Annotated in this window: 24 protein-coding genes; 15 read left to right on the plus strand and 9 right to left on the minus strand. The window is 42.9% G+C overall.

Annotated features, from left to right (window positions below; all coding sequences use genetic code 11):
• Window positions 1-11: 11 nt before the first annotated feature.
• From rpoD to MHB50_RS07120, 5 genes are all read left to right on the plus strand, one after another.
• A complete protein-coding gene (rpoD, locus tag MHB50_RS07100) occupies window positions 12-1,139 on the plus strand; it encodes an RNA polymerase sigma factor RpoD (protein WP_077110681.1) in 1,128 nt (375 codons plus the stop codon).
• Window positions 1,140-1,419: 280 nt separating this feature from the next.
• A complete protein-coding gene (locus MHB50_RS07105) occupies window positions 1,420-2,562 on the plus strand; it encodes an acyl-CoA dehydrogenase (protein WP_077110683.1) in 1,143 nt (380 codons plus the stop codon).
• Between the two features lie 137 nt (window positions 2,563-2,699).
• Window positions 2,700-3,056: a cytochrome c550 gene (cccA, locus tag MHB50_RS07110; RefSeq protein ID WP_077110685.1), complete on the plus strand. Its 357-nt coding sequence runs from the start codon at window positions 2,700-2,702 to the stop codon at window positions 3,054-3,056.
• 182 nt (window positions 3,057-3,238) lie between these two features.
• Entirely contained in the window at window positions 3,239-3,943 is a 705-nt protein-coding gene (locus MHB50_RS07115; protein ID WP_340085072.1) for a tRNA (adenine(22)-N(1))-methyltransferase TrmK, read from the plus strand.
• Entirely contained in the window at window positions 3,940-5,058 is a 1,119-nt protein-coding gene (locus MHB50_RS07120) for a Nif3-like dinuclear metal center hexameric protein (protein ID WP_339162864.1), read from the plus strand. The genes MHB50_RS07115 and MHB50_RS07120 overlap by 4 nt, the downstream gene beginning before the upstream one ends.
• 80 nt (window positions 5,059-5,138) lie before the next feature.
• Here MHB50_RS07120 and MHB50_RS07125 read toward each other — a convergent pair whose 3' ends face one another.
• Window positions 5,139-6,095: a 4-hydroxy-3-methylbut-2-enyl diphosphate reductase gene (locus MHB50_RS07125; protein ID WP_077110690.1), complete on the minus strand. Its 957-nt coding sequence runs from the start codon at window positions 6,093-6,095 to the stop codon at window positions 5,139-5,141.
• Between the two features lie 124 nt (window positions 6,096-6,219).
• Window positions 6,220-6,783 carry a VrrA/YqfQ family protein gene (vrrA, locus tag MHB50_RS07130; protein ID WP_077110692.1) on the minus strand — a complete coding sequence of 188 codons (564 nt, stop codon included), beginning with the start codon at window positions 6,781-6,783 and terminating at the stop codon, window positions 6,220-6,222.
• Between the two features lie 167 nt (window positions 6,784-6,950).
• Between vrrA and MHB50_RS07135 the strand changes: the two genes are divergently transcribed.
• The gene (locus MHB50_RS07135) at window positions 6,951-8,267 is read left to right on the plus strand and encodes a DEAD/DEAH box helicase (protein ID WP_077110694.1); all 1,317 of its coding nucleotides are present in this window, start codon (window positions 6,951-6,953) and stop codon (window positions 8,265-8,267) included.
• A gap of 28 nt (window positions 8,268-8,295) precedes the next feature.
• Window positions 8,296-9,201 carry a deoxyribonuclease IV gene (locus tag MHB50_RS07140; protein WP_077110695.1) on the plus strand — a complete coding sequence of 302 codons (906 nt, stop codon included), beginning with the start codon at window positions 8,296-8,298 and terminating at the stop codon, window positions 9,199-9,201.
• A gap of 43 nt (window positions 9,202-9,244) precedes the next feature.
• Here the strand turns inward: MHB50_RS07140 and MHB50_RS07145 are convergent, their stop codons facing one another.
• On the minus strand, window positions 9,245-9,502 hold the full coding sequence (locus MHB50_RS07145) for a DUF2624 domain-containing protein (RefSeq protein ID WP_077110697.1): 258 nt from the start codon (window positions 9,500-9,502) through the stop codon (window positions 9,245-9,247).
• A 151-nt stretch (window positions 9,503-9,653) separates the two neighbouring features.
• Here MHB50_RS07145 and MHB50_RS07150 point away from each other — a divergent pair, with 151 nt between their 5' ends.
• The 3 genes from MHB50_RS07150 to MHB50_RS07160 are packed head-to-tail and all read left to right on the plus strand — an operon-like array spanning window position 9,654 to window position 11,702.
• The gene (locus tag MHB50_RS07150; RefSeq protein ID WP_077110731.1) at window positions 9,654-10,385 is read left to right on the plus strand and encodes a metal ABC transporter ATP-binding protein; all 732 of its coding nucleotides are present in this window, start codon (window positions 9,654-9,656) and stop codon (window positions 10,383-10,385) included.
• A 29-nt stretch (window positions 10,386-10,414) separates the two neighbouring features.
• Entirely contained in the window at window positions 10,415-11,266 is an 852-nt protein-coding gene (locus tag MHB50_RS07155) for a metal ABC transporter permease (RefSeq protein WP_077110699.1), read from the plus strand.
• Between the two features lie 10 nt (window positions 11,267-11,276).
• Entirely contained in the window at window positions 11,277-11,702 is a 426-nt protein-coding gene (locus tag MHB50_RS07160; RefSeq protein ID WP_077110701.1) for a Fur family transcriptional regulator, read from the plus strand.
• Here MHB50_RS07160 and MHB50_RS07165 read toward each other — a convergent pair.
• Window positions 11,699-12,292, minus strand: a complete 594-nt coding sequence (locus MHB50_RS07165; RefSeq protein WP_077110703.1) for a hypothetical protein — start codon at window positions 12,290-12,292, stop codon at window positions 11,699-11,701. The genes MHB50_RS07160 and MHB50_RS07165 overlap by 4 nt on opposite strands.
• 152 nt (window positions 12,293-12,444) lie before the next feature.
• Between MHB50_RS07165 and MHB50_RS07170 the strand changes: the two genes are divergently transcribed.
• Window positions 12,445-12,786, plus strand: a complete 342-nt coding sequence (locus MHB50_RS07170; protein WP_077110704.1) for a hypothetical protein — start codon at window positions 12,445-12,447, stop codon at window positions 12,784-12,786.
• Window positions 12,787-13,222: 436 nt separating this feature from the next.
• Here MHB50_RS07170 and ispG read toward each other — a convergent pair whose 3' ends face one another.
• From ispG to MHB50_RS07185, 3 genes are all read right to left on the minus strand, one after another.
• Window positions 13,223-14,335 carry a flavodoxin-dependent (E)-4-hydroxy-3-methylbut-2-enyl-diphosphate synthase gene (gene ispG / locus MHB50_RS07175; protein ID WP_171973803.1) on the minus strand — a complete coding sequence of 371 codons (1,113 nt, stop codon included), beginning with the start codon at window positions 14,333-14,335 and terminating at the stop codon, window positions 13,223-13,225.
• A 98-nt stretch (window positions 14,336-14,433) separates the two neighbouring features.
• A complete protein-coding gene (locus MHB50_RS07180) occupies window positions 14,434-14,760 on the minus strand; it encodes a LysM domain-containing protein (protein WP_205180371.1) in 327 nt (108 codons plus the stop codon).
• 140 nt (window positions 14,761-14,900) lie between these two features.
• On the minus strand, window positions 14,901-15,416 hold the full coding sequence (locus MHB50_RS07185; RefSeq protein ID WP_077109965.1) for a DUF1189 family protein: 516 nt from the start codon (window positions 15,414-15,416) through the stop codon (window positions 14,901-14,903).
• A gap of 160 nt (window positions 15,417-15,576) precedes the next feature.
• Between MHB50_RS07185 and MHB50_RS07190 the strand changes: the two genes are divergently transcribed.
• From MHB50_RS07190 to MHB50_RS07205, 4 genes are all read left to right on the plus strand, one after another.
• The gene (locus MHB50_RS07190) at window positions 15,577-16,059 is read left to right on the plus strand and encodes a DUF456 domain-containing protein (protein ID WP_077109975.1); all 483 of its coding nucleotides are present in this window, start codon (window positions 15,577-15,579) and stop codon (window positions 16,057-16,059) included.
• 262 nt (window positions 16,060-16,321) lie between these two features.
• Entirely contained in the window at window positions 16,322-16,930 is a 609-nt protein-coding gene (sodA, locus tag MHB50_RS07195) for a superoxide dismutase SodA (RefSeq protein ID WP_077109966.1), read from the plus strand.
• Window positions 16,931-17,033: 103 nt separating this feature from the next.
• Window positions 17,034-18,254 carry an MFS transporter gene (locus tag MHB50_RS07200; RefSeq protein WP_339162877.1) on the plus strand — a complete coding sequence of 407 codons (1,221 nt, stop codon included), beginning with the start codon at window positions 17,034-17,036 and terminating at the stop codon, window positions 18,252-18,254.
• A gap of 54 nt (window positions 18,255-18,308) precedes the next feature.
• Window positions 18,309-20,387 (plus strand): penicillin-binding protein 2, encoded by a 2,079-nt coding sequence (locus tag MHB50_RS07205; RefSeq protein WP_340085074.1) that lies wholly within the window; start codon window positions 18,309-18,311, stop codon window positions 20,385-20,387.
• Window positions 20,388-20,434: 47 nt separating this feature from the next.
• On the opposite strand, the gene MHB50_RS07210 is transcribed toward MHB50_RS07205, so the two are convergent.
• Both MHB50_RS07210 and MHB50_RS07215 read right to left on the minus strand, forming a co-directional pair.
• Complete coding sequence (locus MHB50_RS07210; protein ID WP_077109969.1) at window positions 20,435-20,890, minus strand: endolytic transglycosylase MltG; 456 nt, start codon at window positions 20,888-20,890, stop codon at window positions 20,435-20,437.
• Entirely contained in the window at window positions 20,883-21,272 is a 390-nt protein-coding gene (locus MHB50_RS07215; RefSeq protein ID WP_077109970.1) for a helix-turn-helix domain-containing protein, read from the minus strand. The genes MHB50_RS07210 and MHB50_RS07215 overlap by 8 nt, the downstream gene beginning before the upstream one ends.
• Window positions 21,273-21,378: the final 106 nt, after the last annotated feature.

The raw sequence follows: 21,378 nt of genomic DNA on the forward strand, positions 1-21,378 counted from the left end.
GAGGGGGACGTATGGCTGAAAAAGCACGTTCCAATTTATCTGAAACAGAACTCACCTTAGAACAAGCAAAGGATCAACTGCTCGAGAAAGGAAAAAAACAGGGAACTTTAACATATGAAGGAATCGCCAGCAATCTGGCCCATTATGAATTGGATTCCGACCAAATGGATGAGTTTTATGAAGTGTTAAGTGATCATGGCGTTGAATTGCTCGAAGACAATGCCGATGAGGACGATGATCCTGAAATACATCAAATAGAAAAAGAAGAGGAAGAATTTGATCTTAATGATTTAAGTGTTCCTCCAGGTGTTAAGATCAATGATCCGGTCCGTATGTATTTAAAAGAAATTGGCCGGGTTGATCTTCTATCCGCTGAAGAAGAAGTCGAGCTGGCAGAGCGAATTGAACAGGGCGATGAAGTAGCCAAAAAGAGGCTTGCTGAAGCAAACTTAAGGCTTGTCGTCAGCATCGCAAAGCGCTATGTTGGCCGGGGCATGCTATTCCTTGATTTAATCCAGGAAGGAAATATGGGCCTCATCAAAGCCGTTGAAAAATTTGACCATAGAAAAGGTTTTAAATTCAGCACGTACGCGACATGGTGGATTCGCCAAGCGATTACTAGGGCGATTGCCGACCAGGCCAGAACGATTCGAATTCCGGTCCATATGGTTGAAACGATTAACAAATTGATCAGGGTCCAGCGCCAGTTGCTGCAAGATCTCGGGCGCGAACCGTCGCCTGAGGAAATCGCCGAAGAAATGGATTTGACACCTGATAAGGTTCGGGAAATTTTAAAAATAGCCCAAGAGCCTGTTTCACTCGAAACTCCGATTGGTGAAGAAGATGATTCACATCTGGGCGATTTCATTGAAGACCAGGAAGCGACCTCTCCTTCAGATCATGCTGCGTACGAATTATTAAAAGAGCAACTTGAAGATGTGCTGGACACGTTGACGGATCGCGAAGAAAATGTATTGCGTCTCCGTTTTGGACTTGATGACGGCCGTACCCGTACGCTCGAAGAGGTTGGAAAAGTCTTTGGTGTCACCCGGGAACGCATTCGGCAAATAGAAGCAAAAGCATTGCGAAAGCTGCGCCATCCGAGCCGGAGCAAGCGCCTAAAAGACTTTCTTGAATAATATTGTGATGAATACCCCCGCTATTTGGGGGTGTTTTTCTTTTGAGCGAAGCTGGCCTTCCAGCTAATTGCATTTATTGTACAGAATTCTCATCCTTTTTGCAAACCGGAATTTTGCCTGTTTTTGTCGATAAACATATTCTCCTCAAAAAGGCATAAATATGGAATGAATTTATTTTATTAGAAAAATGTTTTTACTGGTGATATTAGTTGAGAGAATGCTTTCATACAGATTATAATGAAAGGTGAAAGCGGATACAGAAGGCGGGAGGGGAAGAAACATGAATTTTGATTTAACTTCTGAGCAGATGATGATCAGACAGACAATCAGAGACTTTGCCCGAGAAGAGGTTGCTCCAGGTGCCGTGGAAAGAGATCGAAATCAACAGTTTCCTGATAAGATTTTTCAAAAACTTTCGGAATTGGGAATAATGGGACTGCCATTTCCCGAAGAATATGGGGGAGCCGGGGCTGATACGATCAGTTTTGCCATTGTTACGGAAGAGCTAAGTCGTGCATGTGCCTCTACAGGAATTACGTATTCCGCACATATTTCACTTGGAGGAGCCCCAATCAACATGTTTGGTACGCCTGAGCAAAAAGAAAAATATTTGGTGCCGATTTGTACCGGAGAATCTCTTGGTGCATTTGGGCTGACAGAACCAAATGCCGGGTCCGACGCCGGCGGAACAAAGACGACAGCGGTCTTGGACGGTGATGAATATGTCATCAATGGCAACAAGTGCTTTATTACCAATGCATCTTACGCCAAGTATTTGGCTTTGACAGCCGTTACGGGTGAGCGTAATGGAGAAAAGGAAATCAGTGCCATCATCGTCCCTACTGATGCCAAGGGCTTTACGATTATAAAGGATTATGAGAAAATGGGACTTCATGCGTCTGATACAACGGAACTTGTATTGGAAGATGTGAGAGTCGGCAAGGAGAACTTGCTTGGAGCAAAGGGGGAAGGTTTTAAGCAATTTTTACAAACGCTGGATGGAGGAAGAATCGGCATTGGGGCAATGGCTGTAGGGATCGCCCAGGCCGCATTTGATAAGTCGCTCCAATATGTGAAAGAACGAAGACAATTTGGAAAAACGTTATCACAATTTCAAGTGACTCAGTTTAAAATGGCAGATATGGCCATGAAGATTGAACTGGCTCGAAATATGGTATATAAAGCCGCATGGCTAAAAGACCAGGGACGGCCATTTTCCAAAGAAGCGTCCATGTGTAAACTGTTTGCCTCTGAAATCTGTATGGAAATTACCGATCAGGCTGTCCAACTGCATGGCGGCTATGGCTATATGCGGGAATATGAGGTAGAACGAATGATGCGGGACGCCAAGTTGTTGGAAATAGGAGAAGGTACATCTGAGGTGCAACGGATGGTTATTGCAAGAGAAGTGGGATGTTATTAACGGCTAATTTGTCCAAATATCGAAAAAAGCTGAAAGAAGTGCCCTAAGACTTTCCCTTCTCTTCATTTTCGAGTAAAATGAAGATGTTTGCATAATTTATATTTAATACATGCTTTATTACATAAGGAGGGTAAGTCATGAAACGAAATCCGCTCGTACCATATTATTTAATTATGGCTTTGGGTCTTGTACTTGTATTTTTTCTTGGAATCAAGGGGTTAGGCGATGCCAAGGAAATAGCGAAGGAAAAGGAAGGCGGCGGCAAGGAAGAAGTTGCAGCAGAGTTTGAACCCGAAGAATATGCCAACAAGGCATGTATTTCTTGTCACGGTGAAAACTTGGAAGGGGGAAGCGCTCCGACCCTTCATGGAACAGGGCTTTCAAAAGAAGAAGTGGCTGATATTTTAGCGAACGGCCGTGGAGCAATGCCTCCTGGATTAGTGCCGGCAGAAAATATTGAAGAAATGGCTGAATGGGTTGCCAACTTAAAATAATACAAGAGTTGCATAAAATGTCGCATATCGAATTTCTGCGACATTTTAGAAAAAAATCCAAAATTGCTATTTTATCATACCCTTTACAACAAGAAAAGTTCTTTGCTACATCGGCAAAGAACTTTTTTCAAATGGACGAGTAACATATTGCGAATGTTTTTGGAATAAGAGGTGCGGCTTTCATGAAAGAAGTTCAATTATCGAAACGGTTGCAAGCCGTTGTTGCTAACATTAACCACGGAATGCGGATTGCCGACATTGGGTCCGACCATGCCTATTTGCCTTGCCATGTCATAAAGCGCGGCATTGCCTCTTTTGCTATTGCAGGGGAAATTGCCGACGGCCCGTTTCAATCCGCCCAACAGCAGGTGGAAAAATCAGGAGTTGGGCATTATGTGGACGTGAGAAAAGGAGATGGCCTCGAAGTACTGCAAGTGGGCGAGGTGGATTGTATCATCATTGCCGGTATGGGCGGGCTATTGATTTCCCGGATTCTTGAAGCAGGGCGAGAGAAGCTGGCAGGGGTAACACGTCTCATCCTGCAGCCCAATATTGGAGCCATTCATATCAGGCAATGGCTTATGAACAATGGCTGGGAGTTAGTGTCGGAACAAATTTTGGAGGATGACGGAAAAATTTATGAAGTTCTCGTTGCCGAACGGGGAGATTCCATGAAGCATTATCGGGAAGTCGAAAAAGAATTATTGCTTGGTCCTTTTTTGTTAAAAGAAAAAAGTGGACCGTTCCGTAAAAAATGGTTGGGTGAATTACAGCGCTGGAAAAAAATAGTTGAAAATCTGGAGCAATCTCAATCAAGTGCGGATACTTTGGCTAAAAAAGAAGCGTTTTTAAGAAAAATTGCCATAGTGGAGGAGGCGTTAACATGAAGAAAGTAAATGGTTTTCAAATCATTGAGCTTTTTGAACAATATGCCCCCAAAAAGTATGCGATGGAAGGCGACCCTGTCGGATTGCAAGTTGGAACACTACATAAACCAGTTTCCCGAGTAATGGTTGCTCTTGATGTGCTCGAAAACGTTGTTGACGAAGCGATTGAACAAGGGATCGATCTTATTATTGCCCATCATCCACTCGTTTATCGTCCCTTGAAACGCGTGGTGGTCGATGAACCTGGAGGAAGAACCATTGCTAAGCTGATTAAACATGATATTGCTGTTTATGCCGCCCACACAAATTTAGATGTTGCAACAGGCGGTGTCAATGATTTGCTTGCTGAAGCCCTTGGACTCCAAAATACAGAGGTGCTTGTTCCAACTTATGAAGAAAAGCTCAGAAAGCTTGCCGTATTTGTACCATTAGATCATATGGATCAGGTTTTAAAAGCGTTGGGCGATGCAGGGGCAGGTTCGATTGGAGAATATAGCCATTGTACATTTTCCACTCCGGGTACCGGCCGCTTTTTGCCTGGAAGCGGCACAAACCCATTTATAGGCGAAGCTGGAAAATTAGAAGAAGTGTCTGAGGTCAAAATTGAAACAATATATCCAGAGCAACTGGAGAACAAAGTTGTTTCTGCGATGTTGAAAGCACATCCGTATGAAGAGCCGGCATACGATCTTTATCCGCTTGCGCTGGGTGGACGGAAATGGGGACTCGGAAGAATCGGCAAGCTTCAAGAAGAGATGACTTTACGGGAGTTTGCAGATCATGTTAAAACATCATTGGCTGCTTCTGGTGTGAGAGTTGTGGGGAATTTGAATGATCGTATCAAGAAGGTGGCAGTTCTTGGGGGCGACGGGAACAAATATTTCCAACACGCCAAAAGAAAAGGCGCCGACGTTTATGTGACTGGCGACTTTTATTACCATACCGCCCATGACGCTATGAACATCGGCCTCAATGTTGTGGATCCCGGACATCATGTGGAAAAAATCATGAAGGCTGGAGTGGCCGCCAGGATGGAGCAGCTTGCCGAAGAGCGAGGATACGAAGTGGCTTTTATTCCTTCAAAACAAAATACAGATCCCTTTACATTTTTATAGCACGTTTTTTGAATGAGACGAAAAAAGAGCAAGGCTCCCATACAAAAATGGTGATGCCTTGCTTTTTTGGCTTTGTCATGTTATTTTGCTTCCAGTTTCGGCTTTCTGACTTTCGGAAGGATCTTGTGTAATGGTACTTTATTTTCCCGGTCCCAAGTTGCGGGATTTTCGGGATCAAATTGCTCCAGAAATGAAATGACTTCCCTGACAATCGGTGTTGGTGTGGAAGCGCCGGCTGTGACCGCCACTTTTTCCGCGTTTTTTAGCCAATCAATCTGAATCTCGGTAACATCTCCGATCCGATACGCTTTCGTATAGGCAATTTCTTCTGAAACTTGTGCAAGCCGATTTGAATTATTGCTCATTGGATCACCGACAACGATTAAAACATCGGCTTCACCAGCCTGTTCTGCCACTGCTTCTTGGCGGACTTGCGTGGCCAGGCAAATCTCTTTATGTTTTTCCGCGTGAGGGTATTTTTCTTTCACTTTATCCATGACCGCGGCTACGTCCCATTGGCTCATCGTTGTTTGGTTGGTAACGATGATTTTATCATTGTTCACGTTCAATTCTTCGACGTCTTCAACAGTCTCTACCAAATGAACGATGTGTGGCGCTACACCAACGGCACCTTCCGGTTCAGGATGACCTTTCTTTCCAATATAAATGACATCATAACCTTCTTGTTCTTTTTGTTTGATCAGATCATGGGTCTTTGTTACATCTGGACAAGTTGCGTCAAGTGTCGTCAGCCCTTTTTTCTTTGCGAGCTCCCTTACTTCAGGAGACACGCCGTGGGCAGTAAAAATGACCGTGCCTTTATCCACTTTTTCCAAAATTTCTTTTCTGTTCGGGCCATCAAGCGTAATGATGCCATCTTCTGCAAAAGCATCTGTTACATGCTTGTTGTGAACGATCATGCCCAATATATAAATGGGCCGGGGAAGTGTTTTGTCTAATGCGGCATTTCGCGCAATAACCATCGCATCTACTACGCCATAGCAGTAGCCGCGCGGGGAAATTTTAATAATTTGCATTACATATCCTCCTGACTTAACCGGTCATCCCAATCTGCCGATCTTATAAACTCATTATATATAACATCGCAGGAAAAGCCAAATAACCGTTCGAAAAAGGCAAACGGTTATTAAGGAGGGAATGCTAGATATATAATTTTGGCACAGACTTTCCTCCAGTTCGGGAACGCTTTCTCTTGACGTATCTCTTCTCTTGTTCTTCGTCTCCTGTTTTTTGTTTTCCAGTTTTTCTCCGCTCTTTCTTTTCCAGTGTGCTGGTAGAACTTTCTTGACTGCTCTCAGCTGTACTTTCCGTTTCTTCACTAGAAGTGTCGGAATCGGATTTAAAGCTCTTATATAACTTCCACATTGCGGGCAAGTTTCTTACCAGGGGACCGTACTGTTGCACCAGGGGGCCGATTTGCTGGGCTGTTTTTAATACTTGCTGTGTATTGTTTAAAAAAGAATGAATCGATCCAGGGTTCATAAGGTTTTGTAAAAAGCCTCCGGTTTGGGGCGCTCTGGAAAATCCCGAAGCAATTCCACCCGAAGGAGGTTGGCGTTGAAACAATCCTTGGAGCAGACCGCCTCGACCGCCCATTCCTCCTCCCGGCGGAGTGGCACCTCTTCCAGGCCAACCGCCCATTCCTCCTCCTGGCCGGCCAAATAGCCCTTGCGGAGGCATTCTTCCAAAATTTCCAGGTTGCATGTATATCCTCCTTTCATACACTTTTTGCTGTTTTACTGTATGCAAGTTTTGTAAAAGCGACTGGACAAAAAGCCTATACCGTTTGCAGGTTTGTTGTCGTCAAAGCTGTTTTCATTTATAATAAACATTCAGCAAGGGAACTGTACCTATTTTAAGGAGTGAGCCAATTGGCTGAACATCAATTTAAACGCTATCGTTTTGATACATTTATTGATCAGGCGATTCAAGAACTGAAATTCCATAAACCGACAAAAATTCAGGAGAAGATGATCCCGCTTATTTTAAAAGGGGAGAGCGCCATTGGCCAATCTCAAACAGGGACAGGCAAGACACACGCGTATTTATTGCCCATTTTACAAAGGGTCAATCCGCTTGATGAGCATGTTCAGGCGGTGATTTTTACCCCGACAAGAGAATTGGCAAGCCAAATTTATCATGAAGCGCTGAAGATCGTCAAAAACCTTCCCGAGGGGACAATTGTCATTCGCAATTACACGGGAGGCACCGATAAACAACGAACGATTGAAAAACTCAAACGTCAACCTCACATTGTGATTGGAACACCTGGAAGAATTCATGATCTCGTCAGAGAGCAGGCTTTATTTGTCCACAAGGCCTCCATTCTTGTCATTGATGAAGCCGACTTAACGTTTGACATGGGCTTTATTCAAGATGTCGACCAAGTGGCGGGAAGAATGCCAAATGATTTGGAAATGTATGTTTTCTCCGCAACAATTCCGGAGAAATTAAAACCATTTCTAAAAAAGTATATGGAAAATCCCGTGTTTGAACAGGTGGATCCCAATCTTCCTACTGCCACTAATCTTCAACACATCTTAGTCCCGCTTAGGGGACGGGATAAAATAGACCTTCTTTCCTTGATGCTGCGGACGTTTAAACCTTTCCTGGCAATTGTTTTTGCCAATACAAAGCAGATGGCCGACAATGTGGCGGATCAATTAATTGAAAAAGGATTGAAAGTCGGAAGAATACATGGCGATTTACATCCACGTGAAAGAAAAAGAATGATGAAGCAAGTGCGTGACTTGGAATTTCAATATATCGTGGCAACCGATTTAGCCGCTAGAGGGATTGATATACCAGGGGTCAGCCATATTATTCATTATGAGTTGCCGCGGGATCTTGACTTTTATATTCACCGGTCAGGACGAACCGCCAGAGCAGGAAATGAAGGAATCTCTATTACAATATATGAATCGTCCGATGAAGATGCGATTAATCGGCTGGAAAAACTGGGAATCGAATTTGAATACCGGGACATCCAGGACGGTGAATGGGTTGAAGCGGCCGATCGAAAGCGTCGGGAGAAACGGAAAAGTTCGGGAAATACCGCAGTAACGAAAGCACATCAGATTGTAAGAAAACCGAAAAAAGTTAAACCGGGTTATAAGAAGAAGATGAAAGCGGAAATAGAGAAAATCATGAAGCGGGAACGGCGAATGCAAAAGCGAAAGAAAAAATAGCCTGAAAGAACAAAAGGGGATGAGGTAAATGTTGAAAATTGGCTCTCACGTATCGATGAGTGGGAAAAAAATGTTGCTGGGCTCAAGTGAAGAGGCGGCTTCTTATGGAGCCAACACAATGATGATTTATACAGGCGCGCCGCAAAATACGAGAAGAAAGAAAGTGGAGGAGTTAAATATTGAAGCGGGCATTGCCCATATGGAGGAAAACGGCATTACTGATTTAGTCGTTCACGCACCTTACATTATCAATATTGGAAATACGGTCAATCCCGCTACCTTTGAACTCGGTGTCCAATTTCTTCGGTCGGAAATCGAAAGAACGGCCGCGCTTGGAGCAACACAGATTGTTCTTCATCCCGGGGCCCATGTGGGGGAGGGGCCCGAAAAGGGAATCAAAAAAATCATCGAAGGGTTAAACGAAGTGCTCGTTAAAGAGCAAAACGTGCAAATTGCCTTGGAAACGATGGCCGGGAAAGGTTCCGAATGTGGCCGCACATTTGATGAGTTGGCTCAAATCATAGATGGAGTCACCCATAATGAGAAGCTGTCCGTATGCTTCGACACTTGTCATACACATGACGCCGGATATGATATCGTCCATGATTTTGAGGGTGTGCTGGAAGAATTCGATAAAATAATCGGAATCGACCGGATTAAGGTTGTACATGTCAATGACAGTAAAAATGAGCGGGGAGCCAGAAAAGACCGCCACGAAAATATTGGATTTGGCCACATTGGGTTTGATGCACTGGCTAAGGTGATTTACCATCCCGCTTTGGCTGATGTACCGAAAATTTTAGAAACGCCTTATGTGGGAACCGACAAGAAAAATAAAAAGCCGCCGTACAAACATGAAATTGCCATGATTAAAAACCGTTCATTTGATGAACAGATGAAAGACCAAATTATGGGCGAAGCGCTCGTAAAATAGCAGTTTAAAAGAAAGCCGCTCCTGCTGGCTTTCTTTTTTCTGCTTAGCCGGCCGTAAACTGGACCATTAATTTATTGATTTCTTTTGCCGTTTTAGGACCAGTGATTTTGGCCACTTCCCGAATGATTTTTGTGCGGATTCGTTCATCAAAAATATCGAAATTTTTCCCGCGCAAATAGGTAGCGATTTTTTCAGCTTCGGTCTTGGACAGTTGAATGTTGAATTGGTTGGCGTATTTGAGCAATTCATTACCTGTAATCATGTTCACCTTAAAATTCACCATGTTCTTTAATAAGTTCATAGCAATCAAACCTCCTAATCAAATACTTATGACGACATCACTGTACTTGTGACATCTATTTTTTTACAGAAGGATTTACAAAGAATGGATGTTCATGTATACTTATTTCATGCAAATCGGAATGATTCCTATTAAGAGGGATGGTTATGGAATGATGAATGATCCTGTTATTCAATTAAAAAACGTCCATTTTCGATATAATGAAGAGCTTGTACTGGACGGAATTAATTTGTCGGTGCCGGAAGGGGCCTTTGTGGGAATTGTCGGGCCAAACGGGTCCGGCAAATCTACACTGTTAAAATTGGTTTTGGGTTTGTTAAAGCCCGTTGAGGGAGAAATACTCTTGTTCGGGCAAAAGCAGGCGTTGTTTAAACGTCAAGAGCGAATCGGTTTTGTATCCCAGAAAGCCAATTCATTTAATTCGGGATTTCCAGCCACTGTTTTTGAAGTTGTGGCGAGCGGTTTAACGCGAAAAGTGGGGATGTTCCGTTTTTTAAAGAGAAAGGATAAATTGGATGTGCTTCAGGCGATCCGACAAGTTGGTTTAGAACCGTATGTAAACAGGAAAATAGGAGAACTTTCAGGGGGCCAGCAGCAGCGTGTGTTTATCGCAAGAGCGATTGTTGCCAAACCTGACGTTCTTATTTTGGATGAACCGACCGTTGGCGTCGATGCGAAAAACGTTCGTTTATTTTACAAGGTGCTTACATCATTACGTAAAGAAATGGGGATCACTTTGTTAATGGTGTCACACGATATCGAAGCGTTATTAAATGAAGCAACCCATGTGGCTTATTTAAATAAGGAATTGAAGTTTTTTGGAGATACAGCCGAGTATAAGAAAGTTAGGATGGAGAAGCAATTTTCCTATGCAGGTTTCTAGTATGTTTATCATAAAGGTTGGTGGTGGCGGTGCTGGCCGCAATATCTCAATATGAATTTTTACAAAATACGTTTTTGACAGGGCTTTTGATCGGGTTGATTGCACCGCTGCTTGGCACTTTTCTTGTTGTCCGCCGGCTGTCGCTGATTGCCGACGCGTTAAGCCACGTTACATTATCCGGAATTGCTGCGAGCTTGCTCCTCAGCAAGAAAACGTTGCTTTTTGCAGGAATGAATCCACTTTTTTTCGGAATGGGTTTTTCGGTTGTGGGGGCATTGGCGATTGAAAGGTTGCGTACCGTTTATTCGCATTATCAGGAACTAGCCATTCCGATTATTTTATCGGGCGGGATTGGCATAGGAGTGGTGTTTATTTCCCTTGCGGACGGATTTAATACGGAATTGTTAAATTATTTGTTTGGCAGTGTCAGTGCTGTCAGCCGAACCGATTTATGGGTCATTTCTTTGATCAGTGTGGGTGTCATTGCGATTGTTGTTGTGTTATATAAGGAATTGTTTTTACTTTCTTTTGATGAAGAGCATGCCAAAGCGTCAGGAATCCCGTCCAAAGGTATTCATATATTATTCATTCTTATGATCGCCCTTGTGATTGCCGCCTCCATGCGGATTGTCGGGATCTTGCTTGTTTCCGCATTAATGACTTTGCCGGTAGCCGCAAGCATGAGATTGGCCAATGGTTTCAAGCAAACCATTTTTATCTCTGTCATTTTTGGAGAAGCGTCTGTCATTGGCGGGTTAACGAGTGCATACTATCTTGATTTGGCACCAGGAGGAACAATTGTTGTCATTTCAATTGCCATTTTGCTTGTTGTTATTGCCTATCGGCATCTTAAGCATAAATTCCAGCTTAAAATAAGTTGAGGTGAACGTCATGCATATCGCCGAAGCGATTCAATCAGTAAAAAACAGTGGTTATAAATTGACTGATAAGAGAGAACGCATGCTAGAGATTTTCGCATCGCAAAACAAGTATTTAACAGCTAAAGAAATGTTGGAAATGATGCAGGAAGATTATCCCGGTGTCAGTTTTGACACGATATACAGAAATTTATCATTGTTTTTGGAACTGGGCATATTGGAAGTGACAGAGCTTGCAGGAGAAAAGCACTTTCGCTATACGTGCGGATCAGATGAAGGCCATCATCACCATTTTATTTGTCTAAAATGTGGATGGACGAAGGCGATCGGGGCATGTCCGATGAATTTTGTCACGGAAGATTTGCATGGTTTTGACATCTCTGATCATAAATTTGAAATATATGGGAAATGTCCCGCATGTAAAAAAGAAGCCGTTTAATGGGCTTCTTTTATTGTTTGGCTGGTCTTTCCAAACAAATTTTCTACCCATTGTTCGGCTTCCTTCCAATGATGGACGCGGATCACCTGTTTTGGTGCCGGCTTTCGATTGTAGGGAGTGTCAAACAGAATAACTGGAATGTCAAGCTCTTCTGAAATCGCCACGGCATTATCGTGTTTATCCTCAAAAAACATATCCACATTATGTTTTTTTGCCGTGGGAACTTTATCATGGGTACCGATTAATTCAATATGATGGTAATCCAATTCATGCCTCTGAAACCACTGTTTCGTCACATCCAGCAATGCGCTTTGCCTGGCACTGATAAAGTAAAGCTGATGTTGATCCACCCACTTTTTTAACACTTGTCTTGCTCCTTCAGCGATGGGCGATTCTTTATAAATCAAGGGCTCTGTTTGGACGAACCATTGATAAATCGCTTCTTCAGGAAGATCAAGACATCTCGTCAATTCATATTCGGTAAGATCTTCCAGCGTGATATTCAAATTAAACGACTTGTTAATAAATGGGATCAGGGATGTGGGGCATGTGACTGTACCGTCTATGTCAATTCCAAACCTTTTTTGCATAAGCATAAAATCTCCCTTACACTTTCCTTCTATATATCCTCATTGTAACACATTTCGCTGTAATGTATGAAATGCTTGGCAATCATTGTCAACATGAAAGGGCCATGCTCTGCGCACAATATACATAGTGAATAAAAAGAGGGGGAAAGTGTATGTCTGGGCATGGACCAGAAAAAGACAAACATGAGGAAAAAGAAACGAAATATGTAACGGATGAACACCAGGAAGAGATGGCTGGCGAGCTAGTACCTGATTTTACAATGGAGAGAACGAAAACTAGGGTAAATGAAGGATTTTCAGCCCGGGCAATTGCTTATGTATCCCTGGCTTTGGCGATTTTATCACTCTTTATCTTGCCAGGCATCCTTGGGATTGCGGGCACACTGCTTTCCATCCCTGCAATCATCAGGGGTGAAAAATTAATCGGGGGCTGGGCGCTTTCTATCGCTGTCTTTTCTTTGTCGCTTTATTATCTTTTTCTTCCTTATATATAAAGTTGGAAAAAAGAGGATGAACGGCCACAACTAAATCAGCTGATGAAAAAACGAACAATACAGTGAAATTTCATTCAATAGGCGTTTTTCCAGCTCCTACTAAATGTTAGTTGAACGAATCGGGCATTTAGGTGCCGTTATTTCCCACTTAGCCCTTTTGTATCAACTCAGGCCTTGAAGTAGTGTATATGGCACCTTACATGCGGGATAAATTGTCCCAGTGTATCATACGCAAGCTTTTAGCGTCATCAAACATATGTAGAATAGCCCGAGCTGAAGATCCCGCAGAAAGCGATCTTTGCTTTCCGAGGAAGCTGAAGAGACCTGCGGAAAGCGAAATATGTTGACGTAGCGATGATAGGGATTTTTTTAACACAAATAAACCGAACAATTATAAATGAATTGTTCGGTTTTTGCTATTTGTCTCAGCCTCTTGTTATACTTTTTGCGTTTCTTCCTTTTTGGCTTCTTCCGCTTGCTTTCTGAAGTATTCTTCCGCCATAATATCGATTTCTTTTTTCAACTCTTCAACCATCGTTTCCTCCGGTACTTTGCGCACGGTTTTTCCTTTTTTAAATAGCAAGCCTTCACCGCGAGCGCCGGCGATTCCGATATCAGCTTCGCGCGCTTCTCCAGGCCCGTTAACAGCGCAGCCCAGAACGGATATTTTCAGCGGGGCTTTTATTTTTTGAATGTATTCTTCGACTTCGTTGGCAATACTGATCAGATCAATTTCAATTCTTCCGCATGTTGGGCAGGAAACAAGCGTTGCCGCATTGGAAATAAGGCCGAATGCTTTCAGAAGTTCTCTCGCGACTTTTACTTCTTCAACCGGGTCTGCGCTTAAAGAGATACGCAGGGTATTTCCAATTCCTCTGCTTAAAATGGCTCCTAGTCCGGCAGAGCTTTTCACTGTTCCGGCAAACAAAGTGCCGCTTTCTGTAATCCCTAGATGTAATGGATAGTCAAATGCCATGGCGGCTTTTTCATAAGCTTCAATGGCCAAATTGACATCCGAAGCCTTTAAAGAAACGATAATATCGTGGAAGTCGAGATCCTCAAGAATTTTTATATGATGCAGGGCGCTTTCGACCATGCCATCGGCGGTAGGATAGCCGTATTTATTGAGTATATGTCTTTCCAGACTGCCGGCATTAACACCGATGCGGATCGGAATGCCTTTTTCTTTTGCAGCCTTGACAACAGCTTCCACTTTTTCTCTTTTTCCTATATTTCCCGGGTTGATCCGGATTTTGTCTGCTCCGCCTTCGATTGCTTTTAGGGCAAGGCGATAATCAAAATGGATATCTACGACAAGTGGAATATTGATTCGTTTTTTTATTTCCGAAATGGCATTGGCCGCTCTTTCGTCAGGGCAAGCGACTCTCACAATTTGGCATCCGGCTTCTTCAAGGCGGGCAATTTCTTTTACCGTGGCATCGACATCATGTGTTTTGGATGTCGTCATGCTTTGAATAATCAGTTCGTTGCTTCCGCCAATGGTTACATTGCCCACTTTTACCGGACGGGTCTTGGATCGATGTATAATTGTACCCAAAGGTATTCTCTCCTTTATAAAAATCCCTCGTGATGGTTACGTGAATATTGTATCAATGATTTGGTGAAGTTGACAACTTCCATGGCTGTTCATTTATATACTGGGAACTTGTATGTTTCGTTTATTTGAATGTGATTTGGTTCAATTTGGCCGTTTAATTCCCGAAAATCATCAACCATTTGCTCAATAGGCACCGGGAGGGGGCCATCATGTATATTCTCTGCAATGGAAAGAACCGTATCCCCGCGTTTCACTTTTTTGGTCGTATAAGGGATGGCCGGCTGGTCTTGTTTGCTCTTATGTTCTTCAATGCCAGCGGTTGCCATTGAAACCGGAAGTGTGCCTGTCGTTAAATCGTAATAGATACTATATAGAATGATCAGTGCCGCCACAAAAATCGCGATCTTTTTCAACAACGATCCCGCCTCTTCATATAAGTTGTCCCATATATATGAAGAGAGATCGGGAAATATTCTTGAATTATTTTGCTGTAGGGACGGCCAGTAAGATTTTACCCCCATTTCAAAGGGGAGATTCAATTGCCAGTAAAACAATCTCATGTTCTTTTTCGCGGTTTTGGAATGGAGCGGATACTTAACAATATCATGGCGATCGTGCCTGCAAAGGCCAATAACATGAAATATGGGCTTTGGATGTGAAAGACGTACAGCAGTCCGAACAGAAGAGCGGGTAACGTCATGCTAAACGCAGTCACCCTCCAGCTTTGTCTATAAGGAAGCTTTCTTTCCTGAAACCGCGCGGCTGGTTCTCCGACAGCGGCGATCAAAGTGATCGCTATAAAAAGAAGCGCTGCGTTAATGCCGAATGTTGCAAGTAAATATAAAGCCGCAAATATTCCTTTTGCTCCGGGATCCTTCATGACTTCACCGGCTTGGCCGGGAAGAAAACCGTTTTCGGTCATATTTTGAATGATGGATCCAAGAGAAAAAAGGAAGGCAATGATAAAAACATGTTGGATTGCTTTTCCAATCGGGAGGAACCGATACTTGGCAATTTCTTTTGGAGAGTATAAACTTTTATAGAAAATGGTCAGGAGAGAAATCTTTCTCACTGTATTCACTCCTTCATAGTAATGACACCCGAACCTTTATTTTGAGGTTTCCAGGGGGAAGAATCAAGATGTTACAAAAATATTGCTAAAAATGTCGAAAATATGTTTTAGTGAAAGTGTTGTACAAGAAGAAATTTTTTTTGGAAGGGAAGTTGTGCTTATGGAATGGTTATACTGGACAATCATAGTTTTGTCGATTTTATTGGCTTTTGCAGGCCTGATATACCCAATTATACCGGGTGTTGTTTTTTTGTTGGGTTCCTTTATTCTTTACGGATTGTTCTTTTCTTTTGAACCTTTCAATCCGCTGTTTTGGGTCATTCAATCTTTATTTGTTCTTCTTATCTTTATTGCGGATTATTTGGCCAACCTGTTTGGTGTTAAAAAATTTGGCGGATCAAAAGCGGGAGTATGGGGGAGTACTATCGGCTTACTGGTCGGACCGTTTGTCATTCCGGTAGCGGGAATCCTGCTGGGGCCTTTTATTGGAGCCATTTTAGGAGAGTTGATTGTTCACCGAACGGACGTGAAAACAGCTGTTAAAATCGGCATAGGCTCGGTAGCTGGATTTATTGGCAGTGTAGTTGTCAAATTAGTTATTCAATTGATTATGGTGGTTTATTTTCTCGTTCTTGTGTTATAGATAATATATACTGTACCGCCCTTTGCGCCCTTGCGGTATGCGCGGGCGCAAAGGATCAGACTTGCTGCAAGTTTTCTTGAGACAGCGGATGTGGAGCGTCATGTTTTTTGTTGGGGGATTGCCTTGCTTTTATTACGTTTCATCAAGGCGTTTCTTGCTTGGGACAAGCATAAAGTTTGAATGCGGTAACAGATTTTGTTAATCTTAGGTTGTAAAACAGGGATCGTCACCAGTCCCAATAATTACATAGGAGGAGATTCATATGGCATATGAATTGCCGCAATTACCTTATGCATACGACGCATTGGAGCCTCATATCGATAAGGAAACAATGAACATTCACCACACCAAGCACCATAACACATATGTTACCAATTTAAACAAAGCTGTAGAAGGTCACAGTGACTTGGCAAGTAAATCTGTTGAAGAACTAATCTCCAACCTGGATGCTGTTCCCGAGTCTATTAGAACAGCCGTACGCAATAACGGGGGAGGGCACGCAAACCACTCCTTATTCTGGAAATTGCTATCTCCTGAAGGAGGCGGCGAGCCAAGCGGAGAGCTAAAAAGTGCCATTGAAAGCAAATTTGGCAGCTTCGACAAGTTCAAAGAGCAATTTGAAGCAGCAGGAGCTGGACGATTCGGTTCCGGCTGGGCATGGCTTATTGTCAACAATGGAGAGTTGGAAATCACCAGCACGCCAAACCAGGATAGCCCGTTGATGGAAGGCAAAACGCCTATTTTGGGTCTTGATGTTTGGGAGCATGCCTACTACTTGAAATACCAAAACCGCCGTCCTGAATACATGAAAGCTTTCTGGAATGTGGTTAACTGGACCGAAGTTGAAAAACTTTACAGCGAAGCAAAATAAATATATAAACAAAAAACGAATTGCCTATTTTCCGGGTGATTCGTTTTTTTAGTATAAAACTTCCCTTTTCACAAAAAATACAAGTGAAAAGGGGAGTAATGTCATGATGAAGCTGAAAAACTTATTAGGCGATGTAGAGGTGCCGAAAGATTTAGCATTGCTTCTCTTTATTGGCGGTCTTTATTCTTTAAGCATTGCCCTGTCCAATACGTTCGTCAATATTTTTTTATGGAAGCAGTCAGGGAAGTTTTTGGATATTGGCATATATAACTTAGCCATTGTTGTTATGCAACCATTAACATTTATCTTGGCCGGAAGATGGGCCAAAAAAGTTGACAGAGTCATTGTCCTTCGAATCGGCGTCATTTTTTTGGCTCTTTTTTTTATGGTTGTTCTGTTTTTGGGCGCGGGGGCAGAACGCCACTTGGTGATGCTTGGGAGTCTCCTGGGGATCGGCTACGGCTTTTATTGGCTTGCTTATAATGTGTTAACTTTCGAAATTACGGAACCGGAAACGAGGGACTTGTTTAACGGTTTTCTCGGAACGCTTTCATCAGCGGGCGGAGTTATCGGTCCCATTTCGGCTGGGTTTATCATTACGCGATTCGAATCCAATGCGGGGTATACCCTCATTTTTGCTATATCGCTTGCGCTATTTGCGTTGGCTGTGATTTTCAGTTTTTTTATTAAACGCCGCCCGGCAAGAGGAGTCTATTGTTTTTTCAGAGTGCTGAAGGAAAGAAAAAACAACCCTAATTGGCGCTACATAACAAATGCCCACTTCCTTCAAGGGTTGCGGGACGGGACCTTTATTTTTATTATTTCGGTTTTTGTTTTTATCGCCACAGGCAGTGAATTGGCACTGGGAACATTCGGTTTCATTAATTCCGGAATAGCCTTCATTGCTTATACCCTTGCCGGTCGTTTTATTTATAATAGCCTCAGGAAAAAGGCGATGTTGATTGGCGGATTCATCTTATATGGAGCCATCTTTTTAATCGTTTTCAACTTTTCCTATCCGCGGCTGCTTTTATATGCCGCCGTCATAGCGATTGCTTATCCGCTTATGCTCGTTCCTTATTTTTCGATGACATATGATGTGATCGGGAAAAGCTGGAAAGCGGCTGAAATGAGAGTTGAATATGTCGTTGTCAAAGAGGTTTTTTTAAATTCCGGCCGAATTGTATCTGTCCTTTCTTTTATAGCAGCCGTTGTTTTCTTTCAGGATGAAAAAAGCATTCCCATATTGCTCATGTTAATCGGAACCGGCCATACCCTGGCTGCACTTCTTTTACAAAAAGTAAAGTTGCCACATTCTCCATAGAATCATGATTCATTGTAGCAATAAATCCATTTTTCTTTTACAATAAAGATATGGATGATGGGGAAAGGGCTGGAAGAATTGAATAGCAAAAAAGCAAAAAAGAAAAACCATGTATCATTCAGAATGAACATGTTGTTTTTTGTCGTATTTTTGTTATTTTCACTGTTAATACTGCGTCTTGGTGTCATCCAAATCGTATACGGTGAAGATGCCAAAAGGGAAATCGAGCGGACAGAAGACGTGACGGTCAGCACATCGGTTCCGCGGGGGAAAATATATGACCGGAATTATAATCTCGTTGTGGACAACGAGCCGCGCAGGGCGATTACATATATGATCCCGAACAAATTCGACCAGAAAGAAACGCTGAAAGTGGCCGAAAGGCTTGCACAATTGATTGACAAAGATACGGAAAAAATTACAGAACGCGACAAAGTGGACTTTTGGATCATGAAAAACCCGAAAGAAGCTTTGGCAAGAGTGACGAAGGAAGAACAGGAAAAGCTGAAAGGAAAAGATGACGAGTTATACAAGCTCCAAAGGGAGCGTGTCACGGAACAAGATTTGGCCTCACTTACGGCCGATGATTTGGAAGTATTGGCGATCTATCGTGAACTGACAAGCGGTTACGCGATGACACAGCAAATGATTAAAAATGAAGATGTTTCGTTGGAAGAGTTTGCGCGCGTTAGCGAAAATCTGCCTATGCTTCCGGGGATCGATACGACAACAGACTGGGAAAGAAAATACGCGTATGATGAAACGCTCCGTTCCATTTTGGGCGGGGTGACAGACGGACTGCCACTTGAAAAGCTCGATTATTATATATCCCGCGGCTACAGCAGAAACGACCGTGTCGGAAAAAGTTATATTGAGCTTCAATATGAAGATGTACTGCGGGGCCAAAAAGAAAAGGTTAAAAATGTGACGCGTCAAGGCAAGGTCCTGGAAACCAAAGTCCTTTCCGAAGGAGAGCGTGGCAAAGACCTCATATTGACACTAAATATGGACCTGCAGAAGGAAGTCGATAAAATTCTTGAGGAAGAAATCCGCAAGACGAAAGCCAGGGGCGGTACGGGTCTTTTGGATCGGGCCTTCGTCGTCTTGATGGATCCTCGCACTGGAGAAATACTGACAATGTCAGGCAAACAATATGCCTATGACGAAGAAGAAAAACGCTACAAATTTGTCGACTTTGCCGCTGGAAATTTCAATACCTCTTATGTAGTGGGCTCATCTGTAAAAGGCGCGACTATCTTAACTGGTTATATGACGGGTGTCAATCATCCTGGAAAGACAATGGTTGATGAACCTTTGCATATAAAAGGCACGCCGACAAAAAGTTCCCACTTTAACAGAAGCGGATATGTTTCCATTAATGATTACATGGCTTTGGTCCGTTCTTCGAACGTGTATATGTATAAAACGGCGATCGCCATCGGCGAAGGCCAATACCGCAGAGGACAGTCGTTGGCCATTAACAAAGAAAAAGCCTTCCGGGTAATGCGAGAGCATTTCAGCCAGTTCGGCTTGGGTATTCGGACCGGAATTGACTTGCCTGGCGAGCAAATTGGCTTCCGTGGCGATATCGAACAAGCGAATGCCGGTAATGTGCTCGACTTTGCGATTGGCCAATATGATTCTTATACGCCGCTGCAAATGGCTCAATACGTTTCAACGATCGCCAACGGCGGCTATCGGGTACAACCCCATGTTGTCAAGGAAATCAGAGACCCGGCAGACGGAAAGGAACCAGTTGGTCCCGTTGCAAAAGAGGTTGAACCAAAAGTGTTAAATAGAGTGAATGCTTCAGAAGAGTGGGTGAAGAGGGTTCAAAGAGGTTTCCGGGGCGTATTTACAGAACCGCGTGGAACCGGAAGGTCCTTCGCGGGGGAACCGTACAGCCCAGCCGGCAAAACAGGTACGGCGGAAACAGTGGACCGGGGCAGGAAAGTATGGAATTTGTCGCTTGTTGCATATGCACCATATGAAAATCCGGAAATCGCCATGGCGGTTGTCGTTCCTTCGGCCTATTATGTCGGGTCAACCCCAAATAACGTCAATATGGATATCGGAAAAAGAGTATTAAGAGCTTATTTCGATTTGAAATCGGGAAATAAGGAAGAAGAATAAGCAAAAAAGCAGATCATGCCGATCTGCTTTTTTTGCTTTACCCAATATCATTCCTCTTTTTGCCCAGTGATGATTTTTGCCATTGTTTCTATGTCCATTTGACTGTTGAGCTCATATTCTCCAATTTGGAGAAGACGCTGCATATTGTTCTTTGAAAGATATGTATTCAGGTCATCCGCTGTTTTGATAAGTCCGGCTTTTGCCAACTGTTCACTGACGTCTTTTGAAGTCATACCATCGCCAATATTCAAATACAGAACCTTTACACTTTCTTGCTTATTCGTGGAAGCTTTTTCAAGCTGGCCCTCATATTTTTTCTTCCAGTCCTCCGACTCTTTTATGAGTTTGTCATAATCCTCTTGTTTGATTTCCACATAGCCGGCTTTGGGTTGCGACTTTTTTTCTGCCTTCTTTTCTGCGTAAGTCATTTGTTTTATGACGAGTAATATGACGGCACAAATAAATAGAACGGCGGCCAGTTTTCTGAAAACGTTTCTAGCCATGATGAAATCCTCCGGATACTTTGCCAGCCTCAACAATTTGTTTCACTGTTTGGACAGAAAGGGATGATTGCCTGGCTATTTGCTCTAGGGTGAATCCCCGGTCGTGTAGGGCAAGCACCTGATTTTTCAAAATTTCATTGACATTGGGAAGAGTGGTAGTACTTGGCGTTTGGGAGGCAGACATGTCGGTGAAGCCTTTCTCCATCAGCAACTCTTCTTCCAATATACTGATTCTCTTTTTCATATTTTGGTTTTCCTTGAACAAGGTCATTGTCAGCTCTTCAACCTCTTTTTCCAATTCTTTCGTGTGGTTTTTTTGAAAAAATGACAAAATGAAAAATAGGGTTGATGCGCATAATAAAATAAGAATGGCAATATCCATAATTCACCTCTAAATTAGTACTTCTTCTATTTTATACCATACAAAACAATTCAGCCACATTTCTACAAATTTTGCATGATTCTCTTTTTAGATTAGAGACTGGAAT

The sequence above is a fragment of the Siminovitchia sp. FSL H7-0308 genome (assembly GCF_037980985.1).
Taxonomy (GTDB): Bacteria; Bacillota; Bacilli; order Bacillales; family Bacillaceae_C; genus Siminovitchia; species Siminovitchia thermophila.